This is a genomic window from Pseudomonas fragariae (ex Marin et al. 2024) (assembly GCF_059621105.1).
In genome coordinates, this window is sequence record NZ_CM184369.1 from 1,071,387 (window position 1) to 1,092,624 (window position 21,238).

At 56.9% G+C, this 21,238-nt stretch carries 15 protein-coding genes, 2 tRNA genes and 3 rRNA genes; 15 read left to right on the plus strand and 5 right to left on the minus strand.

Annotated features, from left to right (window positions below):
• Positions 1-19: 19 nt before the first annotated feature.
• Entirely contained in the window at positions 20-349 is a 330-nt protein-coding gene (locus AC54XV_RS04810) for a Rieske (2Fe-2S) protein (protein ID WP_162496742.1), read from the minus strand.
• 226 nt (positions 350-575) lie between these two features.
• Here AC54XV_RS04810 and deoC point away from each other — a divergent pair, with 226 nt between their 5' ends.
• Complete coding sequence (deoC, locus tag AC54XV_RS04815; protein WP_024660967.1) at positions 576-1,361, plus strand: deoxyribose-phosphate aldolase; 786 nt, start codon at positions 576-578, stop codon at positions 1,359-1,361.
• A 366-nt stretch (positions 1,362-1,727) separates the two neighbouring features.
• Here deoC and AC54XV_RS04820 read toward each other — a convergent pair whose 3' ends face one another.
• Positions 1,728-2,072: a pentapeptide repeat-containing protein gene (locus AC54XV_RS04820; RefSeq protein WP_003371360.1), complete on the minus strand. Its 345-nt coding sequence runs from the start codon at positions 2,070-2,072 to the stop codon at positions 1,728-1,730.
• A 100-nt stretch (positions 2,073-2,172) separates the two neighbouring features.
• Positions 2,173-3,711, minus strand: coding sequence for a bifunctional aminoglycoside phosphotransferase/ATP-binding protein (locus tag AC54XV_RS04825; RefSeq protein WP_003406690.1), 1,539 nt, complete (start codon positions 3,709-3,711; stop codon positions 2,173-2,175).
• A 130-nt stretch (positions 3,712-3,841) separates the two neighbouring features.
• Between AC54XV_RS04825 and mrcB the strand changes: the two genes are divergently transcribed.
• The 3 genes from mrcB to AC54XV_RS04840 are packed head-to-tail and all read left to right on the plus strand — an operon-like array spanning position 3,842 to position 7,253.
• Positions 3,842-6,163 carry a penicillin-binding protein 1B gene (gene mrcB, locus AC54XV_RS04830; protein WP_003427455.1) on the plus strand — a complete coding sequence of 774 codons (2,322 nt, stop codon included), beginning with the start codon at positions 3,842-3,844 and terminating at the stop codon, positions 6,161-6,163.
• A 17-nt stretch (positions 6,164-6,180) separates the two neighbouring features.
• The gene (locus AC54XV_RS04835) at positions 6,181-6,924 is read left to right on the plus strand and encodes a tetratricopeptide repeat protein (protein WP_050427267.1); all 744 of its coding nucleotides are present in this window, start codon (positions 6,181-6,183) and stop codon (positions 6,922-6,924) included.
• Complete coding sequence (locus AC54XV_RS04840) at positions 6,924-7,253, plus strand: YqcC family protein (protein ID WP_003406693.1); 330 nt, start codon at positions 6,924-6,926, stop codon at positions 7,251-7,253. Before AC54XV_RS04835 ends, AC54XV_RS04840 begins: the two co-directional genes overlap by 1 nt.
• 11 nt (positions 7,254-7,264) lie before the next feature.
• Here the strand turns inward: AC54XV_RS04840 and AC54XV_RS04845 are convergent, their stop codons facing one another.
• Complete coding sequence (locus AC54XV_RS04845) at positions 7,265-7,681, minus strand: DUF4124 domain-containing protein (RefSeq protein ID WP_003406694.1); 417 nt, start codon at positions 7,679-7,681, stop codon at positions 7,265-7,267.
• A 397-nt stretch (positions 7,682-8,078) separates the two neighbouring features.
• Here AC54XV_RS04845 and AC54XV_RS04850 point away from each other — a divergent pair, with 397 nt between their 5' ends.
• The 11 genes from AC54XV_RS04850 (at position 8,079) to rrf (ending at position 19,835) form a co-directional block, all read left to right on the plus strand.
• Positions 8,079-9,803, plus strand: a complete 1,725-nt coding sequence (locus tag AC54XV_RS04850; RefSeq protein WP_003406695.1) for an acetolactate synthase 3 large subunit — start codon at positions 8,079-8,081, stop codon at positions 9,801-9,803.
• A gap of 2 nt (positions 9,804-9,805) precedes the next feature.
• Positions 9,806-10,297, plus strand: coding sequence for an acetolactate synthase small subunit (gene ilvN, locus AC54XV_RS04855; protein ID WP_002552075.1), 492 nt, complete (start codon positions 9,806-9,808; stop codon positions 10,295-10,297).
• A 47-nt stretch (positions 10,298-10,344) separates the two neighbouring features.
• The gene (gene ilvC, locus AC54XV_RS04860) at positions 10,345-11,361 is read left to right on the plus strand and encodes a ketol-acid reductoisomerase (RefSeq protein ID WP_002552076.1); all 1,017 of its coding nucleotides are present in this window, start codon (positions 10,345-10,347) and stop codon (positions 11,359-11,361) included.
• Positions 11,362-11,531: 170 nt separating this feature from the next.
• Positions 11,532-12,377, plus strand: coding sequence for a CDP-diacylglycerol--serine O-phosphatidyltransferase (pssA, locus tag AC54XV_RS04865; protein WP_003406703.1), 846 nt, complete (start codon positions 11,532-11,534; stop codon positions 12,375-12,377).
• A gap of 69 nt (positions 12,378-12,446) precedes the next feature.
• Entirely contained in the window at positions 12,447-13,460 is a 1,014-nt protein-coding gene (gene msrP, locus AC54XV_RS04870; RefSeq protein ID WP_003406704.1) for a protein-methionine-sulfoxide reductase catalytic subunit MsrP, read from the plus strand.
• A complete protein-coding gene (gene msrQ / locus AC54XV_RS04875) occupies positions 13,460-14,092 on the plus strand; it encodes a protein-methionine-sulfoxide reductase heme-binding subunit MsrQ (protein ID WP_057457682.1) in 633 nt (210 codons plus the stop codon). Before msrP ends, msrQ begins: the two co-directional genes overlap by 1 nt.
• A 499-nt stretch (positions 14,093-14,591) precedes the next feature.
• A 16S ribosomal RNA gene (locus AC54XV_RS04880) occupies positions 14,592-16,130 on the plus strand.
• A gap of 97 nt (positions 16,131-16,227) precedes the next feature.
• Positions 16,228-16,304, plus strand: a tRNA-Ile gene (locus AC54XV_RS04885).
• A gap of 44 nt (positions 16,305-16,348) precedes the next feature.
• Positions 16,349-16,424, plus strand: a tRNA-Ala gene (locus AC54XV_RS04890).
• Positions 16,425-16,667: 243 nt separating this feature from the next.
• Positions 16,668-19,561 (plus strand): 23S ribosomal RNA (locus tag AC54XV_RS04895).
• 158 nt (positions 19,562-19,719) lie between these two features.
• A 5S ribosomal RNA gene (rrf, locus tag AC54XV_RS04900) occupies positions 19,720-19,835 on the plus strand.
• Together the 16S, 23S and 5S rRNA genes with 2 tRNA genes alongside form the textbook arrangement of a ribosomal RNA operon.
• 123 nt (positions 19,836-19,958) lie before the next feature.
• Here the strand turns inward: rrf and AC54XV_RS04905 are convergent.
• A complete protein-coding gene (locus AC54XV_RS04905; RefSeq protein WP_058398311.1) occupies positions 19,959-21,206 on the minus strand; it encodes a right-handed parallel beta-helix repeat-containing protein in 1,248 nt (415 codons plus the stop codon).
• Between the last annotated feature and the right edge of the window lie 32 nt (positions 21,207-21,238).

Here is a 21,238-nt window from a genome sequence, read left to right on the forward strand (position 1 = left end):
ACAGGCGGCTCAGACTTCGTCAGGCCTCCAGATGCAGCGACACCCAGATGCCCTCGGCGTCTTCACGGCTTTTGATGACGGTCAAGGATTGACCTTCGCAAGGCCCGGCAACGCATTCGCCATTCTCGATCAGAAACAACGCCCCATGCGTCGCGCACTGGATCAGGCTTGCACTGCCGTCCAGAAATTGATCGGGTTGCCATTCCAGTTGAATGCCGCGATGCGGGCAGCGGTTCTTGTAGACAAACACCTCGCCCTGACGACGCACGGCAAACAGCGCATGTTCGCCCAGCTCGAAGCCTTTGCTGTGGGCTTCGGGCAGGTGGCTTGAAGTGCAAAGGAATATCAAGAAGCCTCCATAGGCCCATTCTTCGGGTGCCAGTTGTCGGGTCGATGCCTGATCGGACAAGTCTGGCATTTTCTTCGGATTGATGCGCTGCGTTACGTTGAAGTCATCACAGGATGCGTCGGTTCTTTCCTGTCTTTTTGTAGCTTTCGTCTCTAAGCACGTCACTCGTGCCTGTAAGCGTGGCAGCCGTATATCGTCCGCTCATGTCTTGCAGAGCGGAAACACTATGAAAGAGATGACAGCAGATGATGAGCGGCTGGCGCGTCAGGTCATCGGGCTGCTTGAGCTGTTTGCCCTCAATACAGACGACACTGAGCAGCGCATTGTCGGCATCTGTCGGCGCGCATGCACGCCTGTGGGACCGGTTGCAGCGGTCAGCGTCCAGCAACGTTTCGTGTGTCTGGCACGCACCACGCTGGATCGCTTACAGGCTCGTCATATCAAGGTCGTCGCCGTGGTCAATTTCCCTCATGGCAGCAGCAATGTTCAGTCCGTCATCGCTCAGGTACGTGCTGCGCTGATGGCTGGCGCGGATGAAATCGACGTCGTGTATCCCTTTCGCGCGCTGCTCGGCGGAGACCGGCAGCCCGGCCTGGCGATGATCTCGGCGTGTTCGGCCTTGTGTGCCGGGCAGGTGAGGCTTACAGCGACGCTTGAAACCGGTGACTTGCGTGACTCGCAAATGATCCTCGACGCTTGCCGCGATGCGATTGTTTCGGGCGCTGACTTCATCAAGACCAGCACCGGCAAGGCCGCCAGGCATGTCACGCCGCAGGCTGCACGGATCATGCTGGAGTCCATTGCCGACGTAGGCGGGCAAGTAGGGCTGAAGGTTGCAGGCGGGATCCGTACGTTCGAAGAGGCGCGTGTTTACATGGCACTGGTCCGCGCGCGATTTGGCCTGCAATGGATCAACGCCGGGCGCTTTCGGCTGGGCGGCTCCAGCGTGCTGGACGACTTGCTGGCAAGGCTCGGCCTGCTCGAGTCGCATGGTGGTGGCGATGGCTTTTGAATGATCGATGGCTTTGCGCCGGACAAAAAAAGACCCGGCAAAGAGCCGGGTCAAAAACCGTGATTAGCCTGATGAGGAGATAATCTGAAAGTCCGAACCAAGGTCTTTCAGGCTACCGTCCAGTCTCGCGACCGGATGTGATAATCATAACGATTCTCATTTGTAAGTCAACATTTCTTTTGGTCGCACGCGTGCCTGTGCCTGCGGGTGATTCAGGCAGGATATTCATGGATTAAACGTGACGGAGTACAGCGTAGCCTCAGTGGCGAGCGGGTTGCGCATGCGAGGGAAGAAGGGGTGAAAGCAGGGCGCTACATCGCCAGCCTGCTGTGCATTGCGCGTGCAGGCTGCAACGTTTTTGCGGTATCAGTGGGTACGGTAGCGCAGGCGCGTGCCGAAATTCACCGACATCAGAATCTCGTCAGCCGAGAGTTCAGCCGGGAAGAACACGCCTGAAATCTGTGCATGAGCGATGCTCGCACCTTCCATCGGCGTATTGCGCAGGTCCAGGCCACGAAGGTCGGCAGAGCGAAAATAGGCGTCGGTGAAGTCGATATTGGCGGTGTCCAGCGCGCGCAGGTCCAGCCCCCTGAAGTCGCCCCCCACCATGTCGATGGTGCCGGTTCGCGGTTTCTCTTGATTGAAACCTTCGACGTCATCTTTGCGCAGCAGCATATAAAGCGGTGAGTCGATCTGTTTGGGGTGGCTCATGATGGCCTCCGACATGTCATTGCGTTGGAATTGTGGCGCCAGTATATCGCCATCATTGTAAGGCCGTGAAGCGCTAACCGCTCAACGGCCATGTGTCGTTTTACAGACCCGGCAGGCGCTGACGCAGGTTGTCGATAAGGCTGTCCAGATCGCTGCTGACGTTGGTTGCAACCTTCTTGCTGCGCAGGATTTCGTCGGCGCCGAGCGGCTCGCGACTGGCCTGCTGAGCCTCGATGACTTCCAGTGTCGCGTCAGAGGGGTCGTTGTCCTGTGCCTGACGCTGCGCAAGCCAGCCAGCGATCACCGCCTGCGGTGCTTCGCAATCCAGAATCAGGAACGGGACGCCGGTGTTTTCGGCAATCTTTGCCGCCGCATCGCGCTGCTCGCGCTTGAGGTAAGTGGCATCGATTACCACCGAGAAGCCTGCGCGCAGGGTTGCGGTGGCCAGCTCATGCAGGCGTGCATAGGTTGTGCTGCTGGCTTGCGCGTCATACAGATCCTGACCCTGGCCGGCAAACAGGCGCTTGCGCTCTACGTCCGAGCGCAGGCGGATGGCGCCCAGCGATTCCACCAGACGCATCGCCACGTGGCTTTTGCCAACGGCAGAGACACCGTGGGTGATCGTCAGAAACGGTGAAGGGATGGCGCTGTAGCTCTCGGCCAGATTGGCATAGTTGCGGTACTGACGAAGCGTCGCCGCGCGCTGCAAGCCGTCGGCATCGGCCGGCTGGCTGAACAGTGCCACCTTGGCGCGGACCATTGCGCGGTAGGCCTTGTAGAAATTCAACAGCTCCAGGCCCGCGTAGTCGCCGGTGACTTCCAGGTACTGACTGATCAAACGCCGTGACAGCGACTTCAGGCCACGGTCTTCAAGGTCCATTGCCAGAAAGCCGATGTCGGCATAGACATCGGTCTTGCGGAACGGCTCGTTGAACTCGATGCAGTCGAACAGCACGACCTTGCCATCAATCACCGTCGCATTGCCCAGATGAATGTCGCCATGGCACTCACGGATGAACCCATCGGCCTTGCGGTGGGCCAGCAACGGCTTAAGTCGCGCAAAGCTCGACTCTGCCCACGCGTGCAGGGCATCAAGCTGTGCCAGGTCGGATTTTTCGCTGATCAGCGGGCGAATCTGCTCGAAATTCTGTACCACCGGGGCCATCACGCTGTCAGCCGAGCCCAGTTCGCTTTCAGCTCCGACCTGCGGCGAGGTCAGGTGAAAACCGGCAATCTGGCGCGCCAGTTCGTCGATGTGCGCAGTCGTCAATTCACCGTTGGCCTGCAGCGTGCTCAGCAGGCCATCCTGCGAGAACTGTTTCATCTTCAGCGCGTATTCGATCGCTTCACCGTCGCCGCCCAGTTGCGGCGTGTCCTCTGTGCCAGTGATTGGCAGGACTTCGATGTAGAGATCGTCGGTCAGACGCTGATTCAGGCGCAACTCTTCTTCGCAGAAGTGCTTGCGCAGGGCCAGCGTGGTGAAATCCAGAAAGCCGAAGTTCATCGGCTTTTTGAATTTGTAGGCATACGGACCCGTCAGCAGCACCCAGGAAATGTGCGTTTCGATGACCTGGAAACTCTCCACCGGATGGGGGAAGAGGGCAGGGTTCTGCAGGGCAGCAATCAAAGACTGGCTCACGGTCGATCCTTCAGGAATGTGTTCAAAATGTAAGTACACGATGCCGCCATTATGGCCGCTTGGCGCGAGGCTGCAAACCGCTGACTCGGGCGTCTGTCGATCCTCGGTAAAGTGCGTATAATCCGCGCCCATGACTCGATCCCGCACCTCTCGTTCTGCAAAAAAACAACCTCCCCGCAGCCTTAACAAGTGGCTGGGCTGGGCGTTGAAGCTCGGTATTGTCGGCCTGGTTCTGCTCGGCGGCCTGGCCATTTATCTCGATGCAATCGTCCAGGAAAAATTCTCCGGCAAGCGCTGGACCATCCCGGCCAAGGTCTATGCACGGCCGCTGGAGCTGTTCGTCGGACAGAAGCTGAGCCGCGATGACTTTCTCATCGAACTCGACGCCCTGGGCTATCGCCGCGAAAGCGTGGCGAATGGTCCCGGCGCCGCTGCGGTGAACGGCAATACCGTCGACCTCAATACGCGTGGCTTTCAGTTTTACGAAGGCACTGATGCAGCGCAGCAGGTGCGCGTGCGCTTTTCCGGTGACTATGTAGCCGACCTGTCTTCGGGCAATGGTGCCAAGCTTGCGGTGGCACGACTCGAGCCCTTGCTGATCGGCGGCCTGTACCCGAAGAATCTGGAAGACCGGATCCTGATCAAGCTGGATCAGGCGCCGCCCTATCTGCTCGACGGGCTGGTAGCGGTCGAGGACCGGGATTTCTATCACCACTTCGGCGTGTCGCCCAAGTCCATTGCCCGGGCGATCTGGGTCAATACCTCGCAGGGGCAGATGCGCCAGGGCGGCAGTACGCTGACTCAGCAGTTGGTCAAGAACTTCTACCTGACCAATGAACGCAGCCTGACCCGTAAGCTGACCGAAGCCATGATGGCCGTTCTGCTGGAGATTCATTACAGCAAGCAGGAAATCCTCGAGGCCTATCTCAACGAAGTGTTCGTCGGGCAGGACGGCCAGCGTGCCGTTCACGGTTTCGGTCTGGCCAGCCAGTATTTCTTCAGCCAGCCGCTGTCCGAGCTGAAAATCCATCAGGTGGCGATGCTGGTCGGACTGGTCAAGGGGCCTTCCTTCTACAACCCGCGGCGCAATCCGGAGCGTGCTCTGGAGCGTCGGAATCTGGTGCTCGACCTGTTTGAGCAGCAGGGCGTCGCCACGCCGGAAGTGGTTGCCGCTGCGAAGAAAATGCCACTGGGTGTGACCAAGACCGGGACTCTCGCCGACAGCTCGTTCCCGGCGTTCCTCGATCTGGTCAAGCGTCAGCTGCGCGAAGACTATCGCGACGAAGACTTGACCGAAGAAGGGCTGCGGATCTTTACCAGCTTCGATCCGATCCTGCAGATGAAGTCCCAGGCGGCCATGGACGACACGTTCAAGAAGCTCGCCGGGCGCAAGGGCTCTGATGAAGTGGAGTCGGCCATGGTCGTCACCAACCCTGAAACCGGCGAAGTGCAGGCGTTGATCGGTGGGCGTGAGGCCGGGTTCTCGGGCTTCAACCGGGCGATCGACGCGGTGCGTCCGATCGGCTCGCTGGTCAAGCCGGCTATCTACCTGACGGCACTTGAGCGGCCAAGCCAGTACACCTTGACCAGCTGGATTGCCGACGAACTGTTCCAGGTCAAAGGCGCCGATGGCCAGATATGGAAACCGCAGAACTACGATCACAAGTCACACGGCAATATCTTCCTGTATCAGGGGCTGGCGCACTCTTACAACCTGTCGACCGCCAAGCTGGGCCTTGAACTGGGCATTCCAAACGTGTTCAAGACACTGGCCAAACTGGGTGTGACGCGCGAATGGCCGACCTATCCGTCGATGCTGCTGGGTGCGGGTGGCTTGAGTCCGATGGAAGTGGCCACCATGTATCAGACCATCGCCAGCGGCGGGTTCAATACGCCGATGCGTGGTATTCGCAGCGTGCTCACCGCGGAAGGCGAGCCACTCAAGCGTTATCCGTTCCAGATTGAACAGCGCTTCGATCCGGGTGCCATATACCTGGTGCAGAATGCGATGCAGCGGGTCATGCGCGAAGGTACGGGCAAATCTGTTTACAACGTATTGCCGAGCTCGTTGAATCTGGCAGGCAAGACCGGTACCAGTAACGACTCGCGTGACAGCTGGTTTGCCGGGTTCAGTCAGGACCTGCTGGCGGTGGTGTGGATGGGGCGCGACGACAACGGCAAGACACCGTTTACCGGTGCCACCGGTGCCCTGCAGGTCTGGACCAGTTTCATGCGCAAGGCCGGCCCGCTGCCGCTGGACATGGCGATGCCGGACAACGTCGTTCAGGCGTGGGTCGATGCGCAGACCGGTCAGGGGTCGGATGCAAGCTGCCCGAATGCCGTGCAGATGCCGTATATTCGCGGCAGTGAGCCCCAGCCCGGCGCGACATGCGGCGGCGCTCCGGCACCTGCCACTGAGGTGATGGACTGGGTCAAGGGTTGGTTGAACTAGGCAATCGAGGTTTTCAAGTGAATAAATGGTGGATTCCAGCTTTAACGGCACTGGCCTTGCTGAACGGCTGCGCCAGTGTGGAACGCGGCTCGATTCCGGTCGTGGATTCGAGCTCCAAGGTGTCCAATGGCGAAGGTGCGGCAGCGTCGCGTAACGGTACTTACCGGACCAACACGGCGCCTGTGCAACAGCAGCCGCAAGCCGTGCCGCAGGACTCGGGCGTCGTAGTGATGGTGCCGGGCGCGGGTGGCGCCGATGCAGGACAGAGTTACTCTGCGCCCGCCAGTCAGGCGCCGTTCAGTGTCAACACTCCGCCTGTCGATGCTGCGCCGGTCACCCAGGCCCCGGTCAGTCAGGCTCCTGCAAACAACAGCTACAGCATGCCAGCCGCTTCTGCCCCGACCGGGATCCCGTCCAGCGGTGGCGGTCTGTCGGAGGACGAGCAGCTAGACGGGCCTGTACTGGCATTGTTGACCACCGCCCAGCAACAGCAGACCAGTGGCGATCTCAATGGCGCGTCGTCCAGTCTCGAGCGTGCGCAGCGGGTTGCACCGCGCGAGCCGCAAGTGCTCTATCGTCTGGCTCAGGTGCGTCTGGCTCAGGGCGATGCGGCCCAGGCCGAGCAACTGGCACGTCGTGGTCTGACTTACGCCAACGGGCGTACCAGCCTGCAGGCCAGTCTGTGGGGATTGATCGCTCAGTCACGCGAAAAGCAGGGTGACGCGGCCGGTGCTGCCCTGGCTCGTCAAAAGGCTCGCTGATGGACGGACGTTTACCTGAGGTTGCCGAGCAACTGTTGCTGATAGAGCGCGAGTTGCGCGTGCTGGGCTGGTGGGATACCACGCCGCCCAGCGAGCAGGCGCTCGCCAGTCAGGAACCGTTCAGCGTCGATACCCTGGAGTTCGCCCAGTGGCTGCAGTGGATTTTCCTGCCGCGGATGAAGGTCATCCTCGAGCGCGACCTGCCGTTGCCCAATGCTTCCGGCATTCTGGAAATGGCCGAGATGGTCTATGCCGGGTGCATGAGTGAAACCCGGCAGCTGCAAGCGCACCTGGCGCGGTTCGACCAGCTGATCACAGCAGCGCGCTGATCGGCGCGCTTCTAGCGGCAGTATTCGCTGATCGCCTTGTTGGTTTCTTCGATACGCGTCTTGCGGTTCTCATCCGTAAGGCGCCTTGATTCTCCTCCAACCTGCTCGCGCACGCGCGGATTGTTTTGCAACTGCGCAAGATTGGTGCGCAGGGTCTCGCAATTTTCCGCGCGCTTGGCTTCCTGAGCCTTCACCTGGCTTTTGACTTTCTGGTCAATCTCGCGTTGTTGCGCAGCCCCGTCGTCCGCAGGCATGCCCGGCGCGGCGGCAGGTGGCGGAGTCTGCACATTGATTTCCTGCACCGGCTGGCCAGTGGGGGGCTGGGCATCAAAGTGCGTCACGCCCTGGGCATCCACCCACTTGTAGATCGAAGCGGCCTGGCTGGTTGCGCTGATGGCCAGCGCGGCGGCGAGAATCATCCAATGCATGTCGGGTCCTTGAAAGTCTGTGCATGCAGAAAGCTACCATAACAGTGCATTTCAGTCCGAAACGGTGCGATTTCACTTGTCGGGTGTCAAGAAAGCGCACGGATCGCTTGACTTGAAGGGGGGGAATCACAACAATCCAAAGTTCGCTGTAGAAGGACTGCCAGAAGCAGACCCTCTCGGTAGATCATGAGGCGCACACCCGCGCCGACCTGTAACACCCGCAACGCGTTACCTCGCGCTGGGTGGGAATGTTCCGCAACACTCAGGGACCTCCCAATACTTGCTCAGTCAGTGCTGACGTAGTCGGCGACCACCGTCGCTCATGCTCTGCTGGCAGTAAACCTATTAAGACCCGTCCCGGAGTGGGCGGTATTCTGGCGTTTTAGAGGTGAACAACGTGGAGCTTTTATCTGGCGCTGAAATGGTCGTCCGCTTTTTGCGTGACGAAGGCGTTGAGCATATCTATGGGTACCCCGGTGGTGCCCTCCTGCATGTCTACGATGCCCTGTTCAAAGAACCGGCGGTGAGCCACATCCTTGTTCGCCACGAGCAGGCTGCCACGCACATGGCCGATGGCTATGCGCGGGCTACCGGCAAGGCAGGTGTGGTGCTGGTGACCTCGGGTCCTGGTGCAACCAATGCCATTACCGGTATCGCCACGGCGTACATGGACTCCATTCCGATGGTGGTCCTGTCCGGTCAGGTAGCCAGTACGCTGGTGGGCACCGATGCGTTCCAGGAGACCGACATGATCGGTATCTCCCGGCCGATCGTGAAGCACAGCTTCATGATCAAGCACCCGTCGGAAATCCCGGACGTCCTGAAAAAGGCTTTCTACCTGGCACAGTCCGGTCGTCCGGGCCCGGTGGTCGTCGATATTCCGAAGGACATGACCAACCCGGCCGAAAAATTCGAATACGTCTTCCCGAAAAAAGCCAAGCTGCGCTCTTACAGCCCGGCGGTTCGTGGCCATTCCGGTCAGATCCGCAAGGCCGTCGAGATGCTGCTGGCGGCCAAGCGTCCTATCGTCTACGCCGGTGGCGGGGTGATCATGGGCAATGCTTCGGCGCAACTGACCGAACTGGCGCAACTGCTCGATGCACCGGTAACCAACACCCTGATGGGACTTGGTTGCTATCCGGGCACTGATCGCCAGTTCGTCGGCATGCTCGGGATGCACGGCAGCTACACCGCCAACCTCGCGATGCACCACACCGATGTGATCCTGGCCGTCGGCGCGCGCTTCGATGACCGAGTCATCAACGGCGCCAGCAAGTTCTGCCCGAACGCCAAGATTATCCACATCGATATCGACCCGGCTTCGATCTCCAAGACCATCAAGGCCGACGTGCCTATCGTCGGTCCTGTCGAAAGCGTGCTGACCGAAATGGTTGCCACCTTGAAAGAGATCGGCGAGACACCCGACAAGGCATCCGTTGCTGCGTGGTGGAAGCAGATTGACGAGTGGCGCGGTACGGGGGATCTGTTCCCGTACAACCGTGGCGATGGCACAGTCATCAAGCCGCAGGCCGTTATCGAAACGCTGTGCGAAGTCACCAAGGGCGACGCTTATGTCACCTCGGACGTCGGTCAGCATCAGATGTTCGCTGCGCAGTACTACCGCTTCAACAAGCCGAACCGCTGGATCAACTCGGGCGGCCTGGGCACCATGGGCTTTGGTTTTCCGGCAGCAATGGGCGTGAAACTGAGTTTCCCGGACGAGCACGTGGCCTGCGTGACCGGCGAAGGCAGTATCCAGATGAACATTCAGGAGCTGTCGACCTGCCTGCAGTACGGCCTGCCGGTGAAGATCATTCTGCTCAACAACGGTGTGCTGGGCATGGTCCGCCAGTGGCAGGACATGAGCTACGGCGCGCGTCACTCGCATTCCTACATGGAGTCGCTGCCTGATTTCGTCAAGCTGGTCGAGGCCTATGGTCACGTCGGCATGCGTATCACTGACCTGAAGGATCTGAAGCCGAAGATGGAAGAAGCCTTTGCCATGACTGACCGGCTGGTGTTCATGGATATTCAGGTCGATGTGACCGAGCACGTCTATCCGATGCAAATCAAGGACGGCTCCATGCGCGATATGTGGTTGAGCAAGACGGAGCGGACATAATCATGCGCCATATCATTTCCCTGCTGCTGGAAAACGAACCGGGTGCACTGTCGCGCGTCGTTGGTCTGTTCTCCCAGCGTAACTACAACATCGAAAGTCTGACGGTTGCGCCGACCGAAGACCCGACCCTGTCGCGTCTGACGCTCACCACCGTAGGTCATGATGAGGTGATCGAGCAGATCACCAAGAACCTCAACAAGCTCATCGAAGTGGTCAAGCTGGTCGACCTGTCGGAAAGCGCTCACATCGAGCGCGAACTGATGCTGGTCAAGGTCAAGGCCACCGGCGCGCAGCGTGCGGAGATCAAGCGCACCACGGATATCTTCCGCGGGCAGATCGTCGACGTGACCGCCAGCGTCTACACCGTGCAACTGAGCGGCACGAGCGACAAACTGGACAGCTTCATTCAGGCCATCGGCACCGCCGCTATCCTGGAAACAGTACGCAGTGGCGTAACGGGCATTGCCCGTGGCGACAAAGTGCTGAGCATTTAAATCAATTAAGCAAATGGCCTGCGTGGCCAAGATAACAGGGGATTTCCATGAAAGTTTTCTACGACAAAGACTGTGACCTTTCGATCATCCAGGGCAAGAAAGTCGCCATCATCGGTTACGGTTCGCAAGGCCACGCTCAGGCGTGCAACCTGAAAGACTCCGGCGTTGATGTCACTGTCGGCCTGCGTAAAGGTTCGGCCACTGTCGCCAAGGCCGAGGCTCATGGCCTGAAAGTGACTGACGTCGCTTCTGCCGTTGCTGCCGCCGACCTGGTCATGATCCTGACCCCGGACGAGTTCCAGTCCCAGCTGTACAAGAACGAAGTCGAGCCGAACCTGAAAAAGGGCGCAACACTGGCGTTCTCCCACGGCTTCGCGATCCACTACAACCAGGTTGTGCCGCGCGCTGACCTCGACGTGATCATGATCGCGCCGAAGGCCCCGGGCCACACCGTGCGTACCGAGTTCGTCAAGGGCGGCGGTATCCCTGATCTGATCGCGGTTTATCAGGATGCTTCCGGCAACGCCAAGAACGTTGCCCTGTCCTACGCTTCGGGCGTTGGCGGCGGCCGTACCGGCATCATCGAAACCACCTTCAAGGACGAGACTGAAACCGACCTGTTCGGCGAGCAGGCTGTTCTGTGCGGCGGTACTGTCGAGCTGGTCAAGGCTGGTTTCGAAACGCTGGTCGAAGCTGGCTACGCGCCGGAAATGGCTTACTTCGAGTGCCTGCACGAACTGAAGCTGATCGTTGACCTCATGTACGAAGGCGGTATCGCCAACATGAACTACTCGATCTCCAACAACGCCGAATACGGCGAATACGTCACCGGCCCTGAAGTCATCAACGCCGAATCCCGTCAGGCCATGCGCAACGCTCTGAAGCGCATCCAGGACGGCGAATACGCGAAGATGTTCATCAGCGAAGGTGCTACCGGCTACCCGTCGATGACTGCCAAGCGTCGTAACAACGCTGCGCACGGTATCGAAATCATCGGTGAAAAACTGCGCTCGATGATGCCTTGGATCGCGGCGAACAAAATCGTCGACAAGGACAAGAACTAAGCTTTTCCGGTTCACCGCCGGACTACAGCTGGTTTACAGGAAAAGGCGCGACCCATCGGTCGCGCTTTTTCGTTCTGGGTCAGGCTCTGGTATAAAGCTGCATCGTTTGCTGGCGAACCGTCGCCGCAGACCTGTGTCGAACCTTTTCATACCGCTGCAAGGTAATCTCCATGAGCGAACGTCCTGAAGAGCCCGTCAAGGCCTCTGACGCTGAAAGTCTGCTACCTATCGATGAACACGTGGAAGAGGGCCATGACGCCGAAGGCCGGCAGGTCCGGCATCGGGGTATCTACCTGCTTCCCAACCTGTTTACCACGGCGAATCTGTTCGCGGGTTTCTACTCCATCATCAGCTCCATGAGTGCGCAAAGCGCCATGAGCGCCGGTGATTTTGCCGGGGCAAGCAAGTATTTCGCATTCGCTGCGATTGCTATCTTCGTGGCCATGGTGCTCGACGGCCTGGATGGCCGTGTGGCGCGCATGACCAACACGCAAAGCGCGTTTGGCGCCGAGTACGATTCGCTGTCCGACATGGTTGCCTTTGGTGTGGCCCCGGCGTTGCTGGCATTTGGCTGGGCGCTGGGCGACATGGGCAAGGTCGGCTGGATGGTTGCCTTCATCTATGTAGCCGGCGCTGCATTGCGTCTGGCGCGCTTCAATACTCAGGTCGGCAAGGCTGACAAGCGCTACTTCATCGGCCTGGCCAGTCCGGCAGCGGCAGGTGTAGTGGCTGGCACGGTCTGGGCATTCAGCGATTTCGGGATTCAGGGCTCCAAGCTGTCGTTTCTCGTTGCGTTGCTGGTCGCGGCCGCCGGTATGCTGATGGTCAGTAACATCAAGTACAACAGCTTCAAGGAGCTGGACTTGAAGGGCCGCGTGCCGTTCGTTGCGATTCTGGCGGTGGTCTTGGTGTTTGCTGTCGTATTCAGCGACCCGCCGCGCATTTTGCTGCTGATATTTCTCGCTTACGCTCTGTCCGGCCCCATTCAGTATCTGCTACGTCGCCGCAAGGCCTAGTCAATGATCTAATTTCCACCATACTCCGTAGTCTATTGGTGCATCAGTTCCCTGGCCTGCGGAGTCATCATGTTAATCAAACTTCCTTCTGCGTCCGACTCCAAAGAGTCGGACGTCACGCCTGAATCCATTTATCTCTCGCGACGCACATTGCTCGCCAGCTCGCTTGCAGGTCTTGCCGTCACGGCAATGCCGCGCTGGGCGGGGGCCGCAGATGCTTCGCGGTATGCCGATGTAGAGCCAGGCAAAGCGCCAGGCTGGTTCGCGGAAAAACTACCCGCCACGAAATGGCAGGCGGTCAACGTCCAGGACGAGGCGATCACGCCGTTCAAGGACGCAACCCATTACAACAACTTCTATGAGTTCGGTACTGACAAGGGCGATCCTGCCAAGAACGCTGGCTCTCTGCAGACCGAGCCCTGGAGTGTCGTGATAGATGGTGAAGTCGCCAAGCCTGGCCGCTATGCGCTCGAAGACTTCATGAAGCCTTACCAATTGGAAGAGCGGATCTACCGTTTGCGTTGCGTCGAAGCCTGGTCAATGGTCATTCCGTGGATTGGTTTTCCGATCGCTGCGTTGCTCAAGCAGGTAGAGCCGACCTCCAAAGCCAAGTACATCCGGTTCGAAACGCTGGAGGACGCCAAGTCCATGCCGGGTCAGCGCTCGGACTTTGCCCTGATCGACTGGCCTTATGTAGAAGGGCTGCGTCTGGATGAGGCGATGAATCCTCTGGCGATTCTGGCGGTGGGCATGTATGGGCGTGAGCTGCCTAACCAGAATGGCGCACCGTTACGCCTGGTGGTGCCATGGAAGTACGGTTTCAAGAGTGTGAAGTCCATCGTGCGTATCAGTCTGGTCAGTGAGCAGCCGAAGACCACTTGGCAAAGCATTGCGGCAAACGAGTATGGCTTCTATGCCAACGTCAACCCGACTGTCGATCACCCGCGCTGGACGCAAGCCCGCGAACGCCGCTTGCCGAGCGGTCTGTTCAGCCCGAATCTGCGCGACACGAAAATGTTCAATGGCTATGAGGAAGAGGTGGGTTCCTTGTACGCCGGCATGGATTTGCGGAAGGACTATTGATGCGATATCCGTTTTTGCGTCTGGCTGTATTTCTTGCCGCTTGTATTGCGCCTGTGTGGTGGTTGTACCAGGCATGGATTTTTGCGCTCGGACCTGATCCCGGCAAGGTCCTTGTGGAAAACTTCGGAGTGGCGACGCTGGTCATGCTGCTGATCACGCTCTCCATGACACCGTTGCAGCGCCTTACCGGTTGGTCCGGGTGGATTGTGGTGCGTCGCCAGCTGGGCCTGTGGTGCTTTGCCTATGCGTTGCTGCACCTGAGCATGTACGCACTGTTCATTCTGGGGCTGGATTGGGGGCAGTTGGGTGTCGAGCTGGTCAAGCGTCCTTATATCATCGTCGGTGCGCTGGCGTTGCTGGGGTTGCTTGCGCTGGCGCTGACTTCCAACCGTTATAGTCAGCGCCGTCTGGGAGCACGCTGGAAAAAGCTGCATAGGATCATCTACGTAATTCTGGGGCTGGGCCTGCTGCATATGTTCTGGATTGTCCGGGCCGACCTTAAAGAGTGGGCGCTGTATGCGGGGATAGGTGCATTCCTGTTATTGCTGCGCATTCCCGTGTTTGCTCGGCGAATCCCGCGTCTGGGCGGCGCAGCGAAGGCCAGATCGGTAAAAGTTCAAAATAACGGTTGACGCCCTCGCTGAGGTGTCTATAATTCGCCCCACTTCCGGCGCAGACGGAAACGAAAAAGCCTTGTAGATCAATAGCTTGCAAGGATTTGGAGTGAAGAGTCAGCGAGGAAGGAGGTCGGGTCTGAAGTGATCGACAGCGGTGAGAAAAAAGAGTTTGACATGCGGTTGTAACGCTGTAGAATTCGCCTCCCGCTGATGAGCAACTCAAGAGTTGATCGCAGCGCAAGTGGTTGAAGTTGCAAAGGAAACTTTGAAAGCTTCTTGAAATAACCGCTTGACAGATACAGAGGACGCTGTAGAATGCGCGCCTCGGTTGAGACGAAAGGTCTTAACCCACCGCTCTTTAACAACTGAATCAAGCAATTCGTGTGGGTGCTTGTGGTGTCAGACTGAAGTCAAAAGATTATCAGCAACCCAAGTTACTCCGCGAGAAATCAAAGATGTAACCAACGATTGCTGAGCCAAGTTTAGGGTTTTCTCAAAACCCAGTTAGATGTTTGAACTGAAGAGTTTGATCATGGCTCAGATTGAACGCTGGCGGCAGGCCTAACACATGCAAGTCGAGCGGCAGCACGGGTACTTGTACCTGGTGGCGAGCGGCGGACGGGTGAGTAATGCCTAGGAATCTGCCTGGTAGTGGGGGATAACGCTCGGAAACGGACGCTAATACCGCATACGTCCTACGGGAGAAAGCAGGGGACCTTCGGGCCTTGCGCTATCAGATGAGCCTAGGTCGGATTAGCTAGTTGGTGAGGTAATGGCTCACCAAGGCGACGATCCGTAACTGGTCTGAGAGGATGATCAGTCACACTGGAACTGAGACACGGTCCAGACTCCTACGGGAGGCAGCAGTGGGGAATATTGGACAATGGGCGAAAGCCTGATCCAGCCATGCCGCGTGTGTGAAGAAGGTCTTCGGATTGTAAAGCACTTTAAGTTGGGAGGAAGGGCAGTTACCTAATACGTGATTGTTTTGACGTTACCGACAGAATAAGCACCGGCTAACTCTGTGCCAGCAGCCGCGGTAATACAGAGGGTGCAAGCGTTAATCGGAATTACTGGGCGTAAAGCGCGCGTAGGTGGTTTGTTAAGTTGAATGTGAAATCCCCGGGCTCAACCTGGGAACTGCATCCAAAACTGGCAAGCTAGAGTATGGTAGAGGGTGGTGGAATTTCCTGTGTAGCGGTGAAATGCGTAGATATAGGAAGGAACACCAGTGGCGAAGGCGACCACCTGGACTGATACTGACACTGAGGTGCGAAAGCGTGGGGAGCAAACAGGATTAGATACCCTGGTAGTCCACGCCGTAAACGATGTCAACTAGCCGTTGGGAGCCTTGAGCTCTTAGTGGCGCAGCTAACGCATTAAGTTGACCGCCTGGGGAGTACGGCCGCAAGGTTAAAACTCAAATGAATTGACGGGGGCCCGCACAAGCGGTGGAGCATGTGGTTTAATTCGAAGCAACGCGAAGAACCTTACCAGGCCTTGACATCCAATGAACTTTCCAGAGATGGATTGGTGCCTTCGGGAACATTGAGACAGGTGCTGCATGGCTGTCGTCAGCTCGTGTCGTGAGATGTTGGGTTAAGTCCCGTAACGAGCGCAACCCTTGTCCTTAGTTACCAGCACGTCATGGTGGGCACTCTAAGGAGACTGCCGGTGACAAACCGGAGGAAGGTGGGGATGACGTCAAGTCATCATGGCCCTTACGGCCTGGGCTACACACGTGCTACAATGGTCGGTACAGAGGGTTGCCAAGCCGCGAGGTGGAGCTAATCTCACAAAACCGATCGTAGTCCGGATCGCAGTCTGCAACTCGACTGCGTGAAGTCGGAATCGCTAGTAATCGCGAATCAGAATGTCGCGGTGAATACGTTCCCGGGCCTTGTACACACCGCCCGTCACACCATGGGAGTGGGTTGCACCAGAAGTAGCTAGTCTAACCTTCGGGAGGACGGTTACCACGGTGTGATTCATGACTGGGGTGAAGTCGTAACAAGGTAGCCGTAGGGGAACCTGCGGCTGGATCACCTCCTTAATCGACGACTCAGCTGCGCCATAAGCACCCACACGAATTGCTTGATTCATTGAAGAAGACGATTAGAAGCAGCTTTTGCTTTTGCACACCCTATTTTGGGTCTGTAGCTCAGTTGGTTAGAGCGCACCCCTGATAAGGGTGAGGTCGGCAGTTCGAATCTGCCCAGACCCACCAGTTACCTGGTGAAGTTGGTCAGAGCGCGTACGACACCCGGATACGGGGCCATAGCTCAGCTGGGAGAGCGCCTGCCTTGCACGCAGGAGGTCAGCGGTTCGATCCCGCTTGGCTCCACCACTTACTGCTTCTGTTTTGAAAGCTTAGAAATGAGCATTCCATTGATCCTGATGATCAGTGCCTGAATGTTGATTTCTAGTCTTTGATTAGATCGTTCTTTAAAAATTTGGGTATGTGATAGAAAGAAATATAGACCGGGCACCTCTTTCACTGGTGTGTGTCCGGGCTAAGGTAAAGTTTGTGAAATGCAAACTTTCGGCGAATGTCGTCTTCACAGTATAACCAGATTGCTTGGGGTTATATGGTCAAGTGAAGAAGCGCATACGGTGGATGCCTTGGCAGTCAGAGGCGATGAAAGACGTGGTAGCCTGCGAAAAGCTTCGGGGAGTCGGCAAACAGACTGTGATCCGGAGATGTCTGAATGGGGGAACCCAGCCATCATAAGATGGTTATCTTGTACTGAATACATAGGTGCAAGAGGCGAACCAGGGGAACTGAAACATCTAAGTACCCTGAGGAAAAGAAATCAACCGAGATTCCCTTAGTAGTGGCGAGCGAACGGGGACCAGCCCTTAAGTTGTATTGAGATTAGCGGAACACTCTGGAAAGGGTGGCCATAGTGGGTGATAGCCCTGTACGCGAAAATCCCTTTGCAATGAAATCGAGTAGGACGGGGCACGAGAAACCTTGTCTGAATATGGGGGGACCATCCTCCAAGGCTAAATACTACTGACTGACCGATAGTGAACCAGTACCGTGAGGGAAAGGCGAAAAGAACCGCGGAGAGCGGAGTGAAATAGATCCTGAAACCGTATGCGTACAAGCAGTGGGAGCCCACTTTGTTGGGTGACTGCGTACCTTTTGTATAATGGGTCAGCGACTTATTTTCAGTGGCGAGCTTAACCGAATAGGGGAGGCGTAGCGAAAGCGAGTCTTAATAGGGCGTCTAGTCGCTGGGAATAGACCCGAAACCGGGCGATCTATCCATGGGCAGGTTGAAGGTTGGGTAACACTAACTGGAGGACCGAACCGACTACCGTTGAAAAGTTAGCGGATGACCTGTGGATCGGAGTGAAAGGCTAATCAAGCTCGGAGATAGCTGGTTCTCCTCGAAAGCTATTTAGGTAGCGCCTCATGTATCACTGTAGGGGGTAGAGCACTGTTTCGGCTAGGGGGTCATCCCGACTTACCAAACCGATGCAAACTCCGAATACCTACAAGTGCCGAGCATGGGAGACACACGGCGGGTGCTAACGTCCGTCGTGAAAAGGGAAACAACCCAGACCGTCAGCTAAGGTCCCAAAGTCATGGTTAAGTGGGAAACGATGTGGGAAGGCTTAGACAGCTAGGAGGTTGGCTTAGAAGCAGCCACCCTTTAAAGAAAGCGTAATAGCTCACTAGTCGAGTCGGCCTGCGCGGAAGATGTAACGGGGCTCAAACCATGCACCGAAGCTACGGGTATCATCTTAGGATGATGCGGTAGAGGAGCGTTCTGTAAGCCTGTGAAGGTGAGTTGAGAAGCTTGCTGGAGGTATCAGAAGTGCGAATGCTGACATGAGTAACGACAATGGGTGTGAAAAACACCCACGCCGAAAGACCAAGGTTTCCTGCGCAACGTTAATCGACGCAGGGTTAGTCGGTCCCTAAGGCGAGGCTGAAAAGCGTAGTCGATGGAAAACAGGTTAATATTCCTGTACTTCTGGTTATTGCGATGGAGGGACGGAGAAGGCTAGGCCAGCCTGGCGTTGGTTGTCCAGGTTTAAGGTGGTAGGCTGAGATCTTAGGTAAATCCGGGATCTTAAGGCCGAGAGCTGATGACGAGTGTTCTTTTAGAACACGAAGTGGTTGATGCCATGCTTCCAAGAAAAGCTTCTAAGCTTCAGGTAACCAGGAACCGTACCCCAAACCGACACAGGTGGTTGGGTAGAGAATACCAAGGCGCTTGAGAGAACTCGGGTGAAGGAACTAGGCAAAATGGCACCGTAACTTCGGGAGAAGGTGCGCCGGTGGAGGTGAAGCATTTACTGCGTAAGCCCCTGCCGGTCGAAGATACCAGGCCGCTGCGACTGTTTATTAAAAACACAGCACTCTGCAAACACGAAAGTGGACGTATAGGGTGTGACGCCTGCCCGGTGCCGGAAGGTTAATTGATGGGGTTAGCGCAAGCGAAGCTCTTGATCGAAGCCCCGGTAAACGGCGGCCGTAACTATAACGGTCCTAAGGTAGCGAAATTCCTTGTCGGGTAAGTTCCGACCTGCACGAATGGCGTAACGATGGCGGCGCTGTCTCCACCCGAGACTCAGTGAAATTGAAATCGCTGTGAAGATGCAGTGTATCCGCGGCTAGACGGAAAGACCCCGTGAACCTTTACTATAGCTTTGCACTGGACTTTGAATTTGCTTGTGTAGGATAGGTGGGAGGCTTTGAAGCGTGGACGCCAGTCTGCGTGGAGCCAACCTTGAAATACCACCCTGGCAACTTTGAGGTTCTAACTCAGGTCCGTTATCCGGATCGAGGACAGTGTATGGTGGGTAGTTTGACTGGGGCGGTCTCCTCCTAAAGAGTAACGGAGGAGTACGAAGGTGCGCTCAGACCGGTCGGAAATCGGTCGTAGAGTATAAAGGCAAAAGCGCGCTTGACTGCGAGACAGACACGTCGAGCAGGTACGAAAGTAGGTCTTAGTGATCCGGTGGTTCTGTATGGAAGGGCCATCGCTCAACGGATAAAAGGTACTCCGGGGATAACAGGCTGATACCGCCCAAGAGTTCATATCGACGGCGGTGTTTGGCACCTCGATGTCGGCTCATCACATCCTGGGGCTGAAGCCGGTCCCAAGGGTATGGCTGTTCGCCATTTAAAGTGGTACGCGAGCTGGGTTTAGAACGTCGTGAGACAGTTCGGTCCCTATCTGCCGTGGACGTTTGAGATTTGAGAGGGGCTGCTCCTAGTACGAGAGGACCGGAGTGGACGAACCTCTGGTGTTCCGGTTGTCACGCCAGTGGCATTGCCGGGTAGCTATGTTCGGAAAAGATAACCGCTGAAAGCATCTAAGCGGGAAACTTGCCTCAAGATGAGATCTCACTGGAACCTTGAGTTCCCTAAAGGGCCGTCGAAGACTACGACGTTGATAGGTTGGGTGTGTAAGCGCTGTGAGGCGTTGAGCTAACCAATACTAATTGCCCGTGAGGCTTGACCATATAACACCCAAGCAATTTGCGTCGAACGACCAGATTGCGGTGACTGTGAAGATGACACGAACCGAAAGTTTGCGTCACGAACGACACCTGAAACAGCTTGCTATCACATACCCGATTTGCTGAAGCGCGCCGCAGGGCACGATTCGGTACCCGAATTTCTTGACGACCATAGAGCATTGGAACCACCTGATCCCATCCCGAACTCAGTAGTGAAACGATGTATCGCCGATGGTAGTGTGGGGTTTCCCCATGTGAGAGTAGGTCATCGTCAAGATTGAATTCCAGAAACCCTCTTCGCTTACGCGTTGAGGGTTTTTGTTTGTCTGGGGTTTATTGTTCGATGTGCGTTCCCTGCCTGACTCACCCCGCTGCAATGCAGCCAGAGACTCCGCGAGGTTTAGTGGAACGCCCCCATCCCTGCCAGTCTGCTGCCGGGTCGCAGGTGGAAGCTGCGCAGCACCGGCAGGCTTCCGTCTGACTGACGCGGCGCATCCCACCCCGTATCGGAGACATCCTCAAAGTCTGCGTCGGTTACCGGCGTTGGCAACGTCCAGGAGTTGTGTGCCATATCCAGTCCTTCGGTGTTAACGGTCAACCGTCCCTTGTAGGCGATATTGTTGGACAGGTTGCCGAGAGGGATCAGCGAACCATCCGGGGCGATACCTGCCATGTTGTAGTTCACGCCATTTGCAAAAGCCGTGTTGTTGATGAAGTCCAGTGCCAGGGTATGGTGATTGGCATAGAAACCAGCGGACTTATTGTCAAAGGCAACGGAATTACGGACGATGTGTTTCACGCCGTCAGGCACATACTTGCCACCGTATCCACCGGCTTTGATGCCATTGCCGTTACCTGCTTCAAGTTTTGTGCGCGTGCCAGGCAGGTAACCTTGCTGCCATGCCCATGAGCTTTCGATAGTGACTGGCGAGAAGGCATTGATCAGGTCAAAGCCGTCGTCGGAATTGGCCCATGCTCTGCAACCGCGGAATACATTGCCTGGATGGCCCGCTTTGATATGCGCGCCGAAGCCGTCTGCACTCTGACCTGCGCCGTTCGAGGTGTAAGGATCATAGTTGTGGTGGGAGTCGGTATTCAGTACCAGGTTATAGCCGCCGTTTTGAATGAACAGGCCGGGTCCCATGTTGTGATGCAGATTGAGTTGCTCGAAGGTATTGTGGCTGCCGCTGTTCCAGATGCCCCATGACTCGTGGTTGAGATGGTTTTCCGGTTGTTGCGGCATGCCGGTCACCTCCAGCCCCTTCAGGTGTAGCCAGCTACCGGTAACGTTGAAGCCTTTGACGCGACAATCGTCTTTCATGGCTGAGAAATCGAAAACCGGTGTTTCGCCTGGATAGGCCCAGTAGCGTATAGGTTTGTTTTCGCTGCCGCTGTTGTTCAGGGTGATGGCATTGACGGTGTCTGTACGGGTGGCGCAGCGGTTGATGCCGGCTGTGTAGGCATAGAGGCCGCCGCGAAAGTACACCGTGTCGCCGGCTTTTGCGGCTTGCTGTGCTTGCATGATGGTGCGTAACGGTGCGCCTTTGCTACCTGCAGCGTGATCATCGCCATTGGGGGCCACGTAGTAGTCAGTTGCATGCGCTGTTGCAGCACCGACCAGCAAGACCGTCAACAGTATCGTTCTCATGGGGTCACTCCAAGCCTGCCTGGTGTAATCGT

Coding starts and splice junctions, on each gene's coding strand:
- deoC (WP_024660967.1), top strand. CDS start 576: ATGAAAGAGATGACAGCAGATGATGAGCGGCTGGCGCGTCAGGTCATC.
- AC54XV_RS04820 (WP_003371360.1), bottom strand. CDS start 2,072: ATGAGCCACCCCAAACAGATCGACTCACCGCTTTATATGCTGCTGCGC.
- mrcB (WP_003427455.1), top strand. CDS start 3,842: ATGACTCGATCCCGCACCTCTCGTTCTGCAAAAAAACAACCTCCCCGC.
- AC54XV_RS04840 (WP_003406693.1), top strand. CDS start 6,924: ATGGACGGACGTTTACCTGAGGTTGCCGAGCAACTGTTGCTGATAGAG.
- AC54XV_RS04845 (WP_003406694.1), bottom strand. CDS start 7,681: ATGCATTGGATGATTCTCGCCGCCGCGCTGGCCATCAGCGCAACCAGC.
- ilvN (WP_002552075.1), top strand. CDS start 9,806: ATGCGCCATATCATTTCCCTGCTGCTGGAAAACGAACCGGGTGCACTG.
- ilvC (WP_002552076.1), top strand. CDS start 10,345: ATGAAAGTTTTCTACGACAAAGACTGTGACCTTTCGATCATCCAGGGC.
- pssA (WP_003406703.1), top strand. CDS start 11,532: ATGAGCGAACGTCCTGAAGAGCCCGTCAAGGCCTCTGACGCTGAAAGT.
- msrP (WP_003406704.1), top strand. CDS start 12,447: ATGTTAATCAAACTTCCTTCTGCGTCCGACTCCAAAGAGTCGGACGTC.
- msrQ (WP_057457682.1), top strand. CDS start 13,460: ATGCGATATCCGTTTTTGCGTCTGGCTGTATTTCTTGCCGCTTGTATT.
- AC54XV_RS04905 (WP_058398311.1), bottom strand. CDS start 21,206: ATGAGAACGATACTGTTGACGGTCTTGCTGGTCGGTGCTGCAACAGCG.